The following is a 346-nucleotide window of genomic DNA, read 5'->3' on the forward strand; positions in this document are numbered from 1 at the left end:
CGCGCACGAGTTCCTGCCCGCCGCCAACGGCTATCTGCTGCGGCAGGACTGGGAGGAGGGCTTCGCCACCGCCGTCCACCTGGTGCTGGACCTGGACACAGGAGAGTACGAACGGCTCTCGGCCGGGCACCTGCACGGGATGGAGCGGCTGGCGGGGGCCGGGCGCAGGCGTTTCGTACTCTCACGGGTCGAGTTACAGCGCCTGGTGGACGGCTGGGGCGGGGCCTTCCTCCGAGTCCTGCCGCGGCAGATGGCCGTTGGCGGCGGGAGAGAACGCGTGCGGGGGCGGCGGGCCGAGCCGGGCGCCGAACGCCCCGGACAGCGGGATGGCGCGCGAGCCCGCGTC

Annotated in this window: 1 protein-coding gene; it reads left to right on the forward strand. The window is 74.3% G+C overall.

The features are described 5' to 3' along the window. A partial coding sequence (locus UK12_RS42220) for a hypothetical protein (protein ID WP_045307091.1) occupies positions 1-346 on the forward strand: 346 nt, incomplete at both ends.

This window comes from Saccharothrix sp. ST-888 (genome assembly GCF_000955975.1).
In the GTDB taxonomy this organism is placed as follows: Bacteria; Actinomycetota; Actinomycetes; order Streptomycetales; family Streptomycetaceae; genus Kitasatospora.